We start from the raw sequence: 5147 nt of genomic DNA on the forward strand, positions 1-5147 counted from the left end.
AGATGAGAACACAACACAAACTATCGTTGCATAGAGAGACACTTAAACATAGGAATAAAAAAAGAGCCAAGGTGACTGCGTCACCTGGCTCCTCGGTCCACCAACATCAAAAATTCATGAACCAAATAAGCGAGAGCTAGAAATACTACCGAACGGTAGTGTTTCTAGCTCTTTTTGTTGTGGAGAGGGAACTGTAGAGCTTATTTCAGGGAGAACGGCTCGGTGACCGTAGTGGACCGGCTTCAGCTAATCATCTAGCGTTGCTAGCTGATTGAGCTTCCGTCTCGTTGTGCTACTAAATCCTTACGTCGCTACCGCTCCTACGGCTTCATGTATGCCCAATCGTCCTGGTACTACGGTACCTCACCATTCTCCCTTCAATAAGCAACGATAGCTGTGTATTAAACAGAGTTTTCTATATTTATGTGATTATGGTGCTGAACTTAAATTTTGCATAATTCCGTGACGTTCATGTTATTCCTAATGCTGTCAATGGCTTAAGTATATGTACTCTAAGTTGTATTATTGTGAAAGATGAATATTTTGTTATAGAATTTAATAGAGGCACGCATTAAACAGAATATATAAATGGAGGAGATACTATGTCTAAAGTTGAAGTAGGTGGGCTAATTGTCTTGTTTGGGGCAACGGGTGACTTAGCTGAGCGACAATTGTACCCAGCTTTTCACCAACTATATCAACGTGGCCAGTTAACGGAGGAATTTGCGATTATCGGAGCGGCCCGCACTCAATTCACTGAGAATGAATTTAAGGAACATGTAAGAAAAGCTGTTGAAGCAGGGAGTAATTTTACTGAGTTCGAAGAATCATTTTTAGAACACATTTATTACCAACCAGCTGACAATACAAAAGTACAAGATTTTGAAAAACTCATGACGAAAATAAAAGAAGTTTCAACGACGCATAATACATCCGATCGATTTTTATATTACTATTCTATCGCTCCAAGTATTTACGATGAGACGACAGTAAATTTAAAAGAGTCAGGTATTACTGGTTTAACTGGAGAGCATCGTGTCGTTGTTGAGAAGCCATTTGGCTATAGTTTAGAATCAGCTAAAGAATATTATCAAATATTAAAAAAATCATTTAATGATGAAGAGATTTTTTTAATTGATCATTTTCCTGGGATGGATTTTGTCCAAAATATATTGGCAACTCGATTCTACAATCCCTTTATTGAAGGTATTTGGAATAATAAATTTATCGAGAACATTCAAATTAACTTACCTGAACGTCTAAAAGTAGGGGACCGTGGTGCATTCTATGATGAGAATGGTGCATTGTTAGATATGTTCCAAAACCATATACTGCAAATACTTTCATTCATTATTATGGATTTGCCTGAGAAGTTAGAAAAAGATGCGATACATAGTGAGAAGCACGCAGCCTTAAGTCAAATACCAACATATTCGAAAGAGGAAGTGAAAGAGTTTGTTGTTAGAGGTCAATACTCAGCAGATGCTGAAGGGGAGTATAACCATTACCGCGATGAACCAGATGTAGCGGAAGATAGTAGTACGGAAACATACATTGCGATTCAATTATCTGTCGATAATGAGCGTTGGGAGGGTGTTCCTATTTACGTTCGTACAGGAAAAGCGTTAGTTGAACAATTTTCTTCGGTTGATATTATATTGAAAGAGAGAAATGGTGATTCAAACGATACACCAAGTAGGCTCACTTTTTATATTGAACCTGGTAAAGGTTTGGCAATGGTTTTAAACCAGAAAGATATTGAATCGAATATGGAACCAATCACGACATTTATTGGTCCAGACCAAAATACATTCGGGAAAGAGTACGTTCCAACGCCTTATGAAAATTTATTACATGATGCATTAGAAGGGGATAATACGTTGTTTAGTTCTTGGGAAGAAGTGCAAGAACAGTGGCGCATTACTGATGCGATTAAAGTGGCATGGGATGATATGTCAGATCCTGCGTTTCCAAATTATCAAGCGACGTCCTTTGGACCAAGTAGCGCGGATCGATTATTGACGAGAAATAATCACGAGTGGATTAAACGCGTAAATATAAATGAGTAGTATACAAAAAGAGCGTCTGATTTAAGTCAGACGCTCTTTTAAATTGTAAAGTATTGCTTATTCAGGAACTACGTTAATTGGGATTTCATCGATAGTACCGTAGTACCAATCAATTTCATCTCCTGCTTCTAATGTTTGAGAAACAACACCTAGTTGTGCGTATTCACCATTGTATACGTAAGTCCATGTATTACCTACAGTATAGTCATTTTCGTAGCCTTCAATTGAATCAACAACACCTTCAGTTTCGTTGAAGTTAAATGTTAATTCTTCGTTTGATTCTAGAGCTTCTAAAACGCTAAGACCTTCAGCATCTTCAACTGAGAATTCAGCGATTGGCGCTTCTTCACCTGATATATAGAATGCGAATGTTGCTGCTGTTTCGCTAGCTTCTTCTGTATCTTCAGTTGCAGATTCGCCTTCTTCAGTTGTACCTTCACCATTGTCAGATGCTGCTGCGTCTGATTCTTCAGAACCTTGTTCTGCGCCTGATTCCTCGGTTGCTTCGCTTTCTGCGTCTCCAGAAGTACTTTCAGTTGACTCTGTAGATTCTGTTGATACTTGTTCAGTTGACTCAGCTGGAGCACTCTCTGCTGGCTGTTCTTCAGTCGAACTTTGACAAGCGACTAGTAGCAATGCTAAAGTCGGTAGAGTAATTAATTTGATAAATTTTTTCATAAAACTGCCTCCTTACGTTAATATGTTATAGGTATAAATTATCAGTAAAACGGCATAAAGTCAAATGATTCGCAGTTTCAACACACTTTGTTTATAATTGGCTTATTAAGAATAAAGCGTGAATTTTTTTAGAAGTACAAGGAGATTATATATAATGTCATACAAAATTACACATTCTGCTGAGGAAACGAAACAAATCGCAGCAGAATTAGCGCAATTGATAGAACCTGGTAAAGTCATTAGCTTAAAGGGAAATCTAGGAAGTGGTAAAACTACATTTTCTCAAGGATTTGCGAAAGCTTTAGGAATTAAAAGAGCGGTGAAAAGTCCAACATATACTATAGTGAAGCACTATCCACTAGATGAACAAGGGAAGCTTTTTAATCATATTGATGCCTATCGCCTCGAAGAGGGTGGAGCTGAATCGATTGACTTGGAAAATTTTATAGACGATGATACGATTACATTAATAGAGTGGGCAGAATTTGTCATTGATTATATGCCAGAAACTTATTTGGAAATTGAATTAGAGGCAGTTGACAATGATGAACGTAAAATTCAAGTACGAACAGTAGGTCAAAGTGATGACTACGACCAATTAAGGAAAGAATGGACTCAGAACTGGAAAGGATAGTGATTGTGTGAGTAATTACAACAAATACGTACATGAAGCAGAGGACGAGCCAATCGAAACAATCATTAGAGTAGCAGAGCCAATCGATGCAAAGGCAATACTAGGCTTATTAAGACATGTAGGGAAAGATACCCCGTATTTGTCAGTTGGTCCTGAAGGGGCGAATATGACCGTGGATCAGCAAGTAGAATTAATTACGAGATACAATGAATCAGATAATAACATTATGTTAGTAGCAGAATCAGATGATCAGATAGTTGGTATGGCAACAGTTGCTGTCATCGATAATAATCGTCAAAGCCATGTGGCTGAAGTGGGTGTCAGTATTATTAAAGAATATTGGGGCTACGGCATAGGCTCAATTCTCACTGAAGAAATGATTCAATTTGCAAGCTACGCAGATATTAAAGTGCTAACCTTGGAAGTTGTAACAAAAAATATCCGAGCAATTAAATTATATGAGAAATATGGATTTGAAATAGTTGGAACACTATCGAAACGTTTAAGAAATGATTTTCACTATTATGATACTTATGTCATGGAACGGTTGATTGATTAATATTCAAAGAGTTTCTCATCATAGATTTACTTTACTTTTTAAACATAATTAATTAGAATAGATAAGTATTGATTATGAAAGAAAGGTCGAGTTATGGACTATAAGCTATTAAAAGAAGCTCACCCTAATTTAAATATAAAATTTAACCACGCACTGTCAGATTACAGTTATACTAAAACTGGCGGCGAAGCGGATGTTATTGCATTTCCGAAATCAAAAGATGAAGTGAAACAAATTATTGATTGGGCAAAGGAATTTGATGCCCCGTTAACAATTCTAGGTAACCTCAGTAATTTAATCGTTAAAGACGGCGGCATACGCGGTATTGTCATGATTTTAACAGATATGAATGCAATCTCAGTCGATGGTCATTATATTTATGCAGAGAGTGGCGCAGGTATTATTGAAGTAAGTCGTGAGGCCTATCGCCATTCATTAACTGGCTTAGAATTCGCTTGTGGAATTCCAGGTAGTGTTGGTGGCGCGGTATTTATGAACGCGGGTGCTTACGAAGGTGAGATAACGGATATTAATGTAAAGATTGAGGCAATCAATCGCGAAGGACAATTTTTAACTTATACGAATGAAGATGCAGAATTTGCCTATCGTCATAGTATTTTTCAAGAGAATGATAACATTATCTTAGGCGTATCCTTTGAACTTCAACCTGGAGATCAAGAGGCTATCAAAGAAAAAATGGATCATTTAACTGAATTACGTGAATCGAAGCAACCTTTAGAGTACCCATCATGTGGAAGTGTATTTAAACGCCCCGTAGGTTACTATACAGGAAAGTTAATTCAAGATGCTGGTTTACAAGGACATCGAATTGGTGGTGCTGAGATATCTCGTAAGCATGCTGGATTCATCATTAACGTAGGTGGAGCCACAGCAACAGATTATGTTGAGATGATTGAATACATCCAAGAGACAATCTGGAATTTAAATTCAGTTAGACTTGAAACCGAAGTTCGAATTATTGGACGGGAAGCAGAATAATTGAATGAGATATATTAAAACCAACCTAACACATTCTGTAAAAGAATTGCTTAGGTTGGTTTTTTTGTAAATAATATAAAACCTGAATAATTCATACTTTTAAATATTGAGTTATTCTAGTCGTTATTTTTCAATTTTGGATCACTTTATCGAAATTAAAATATTTTAATCGATTTTCTAAGCTAAAGAAAAACTTTTTAGTCTCATC

General features: G+C 36.8%; 5 protein-coding genes. 4 read left to right on the forward strand and 1 reads right to left on the reverse strand.

All coding sequences use genetic code 11. From position 1 onward, the window contains the following. The first annotated feature begins 602 nt into the window (after window positions 1–602). On the forward strand, window positions 603–2069 hold the full coding sequence (zwf, locus tag ACEN4N_RS10985; protein WP_138404101.1) for a glucose-6-phosphate dehydrogenase: 1467 nt from the start codon (window positions 603–605) through the stop codon (window positions 2067–2069). Between the two features lie 57 nt (window positions 2070–2126). Here the strand turns inward: zwf and ACEN4N_RS10990 are convergent, their stop codons facing one another. Beyond that, a complete protein-coding gene (locus ACEN4N_RS10990; protein ID WP_407094238.1) occupies window positions 2127–2747 on the reverse strand; it encodes a DUF4430 domain-containing protein in 621 nt (206 codons plus the stop codon). A 154-nt stretch (window positions 2748–2901) separates the two neighbouring features. Here ACEN4N_RS10990 and tsaE point away from each other — a divergent pair, with 154 nt between their 5' ends. The 3 genes from tsaE (at window position 2902) to murB (ending at window position 4939) form a co-directional block, all read left to right on the forward strand. Continuing rightward, window positions 2902–3381, forward strand: coding sequence for a tRNA (adenosine(37)-N6)-threonylcarbamoyltransferase complex ATPase subunit type 1 TsaE (gene tsaE, locus ACEN4N_RS10995; RefSeq protein WP_407090338.1), 480 nt, complete (start codon window positions 2902–2904; stop codon window positions 3379–3381). Window positions 3382–3388: 7 nt separating this feature from the next. Continuing rightward, window positions 3389–3940 carry a GNAT family N-acetyltransferase gene (locus ACEN4N_RS11000; protein ID WP_138404104.1) on the forward strand — a complete coding sequence of 184 codons (552 nt, stop codon included), beginning with the start codon at window positions 3389–3391 and terminating at the stop codon, window positions 3938–3940. 93 nt (window positions 3941–4033) lie between these two features. After that, entirely contained in the window at window positions 4034–4939 is a 906-nt protein-coding gene (gene murB, locus ACEN4N_RS11005; protein ID WP_197105181.1) for a UDP-N-acetylmuramate dehydrogenase, read from the forward strand. Window positions 4940–5147 lie beyond the last annotated feature (208 nt).

The sequence above is a fragment of the Ruoffia sp. FAM 20857 genome, from assembly GCF_045528645.1.
Taxonomy (GTDB): Bacteria; Bacillota; Bacilli; order Lactobacillales; family Aerococcaceae; genus Ruoffia; species Ruoffia halotolerans.

Excerpts from the sequence above, each read along its gene's own strand:
- tsaE (WP_407090338.1), top strand. The coding sequence starts at position 2,902 with ATGTCATACAAAATTACACATTCTGCTGAGGAAACGAAACAAATCGCA.
- ACEN4N_RS10990 (WP_407094238.1), bottom strand. The coding sequence starts at position 2,747 with ATGAAAAAATTTATCAAATTAATTACTCTACCGACTTTAGCATTGCTA.
- murB (WP_197105181.1), top strand. The coding sequence starts at position 4,034 with ATGGACTATAAGCTATTAAAAGAAGCTCACCCTAATTTAAATATAAAA.
- zwf (WP_138404101.1), top strand. The coding sequence starts at position 603 with ATGTCTAAAGTTGAAGTAGGTGGGCTAATTGTCTTGTTTGGGGCAACG.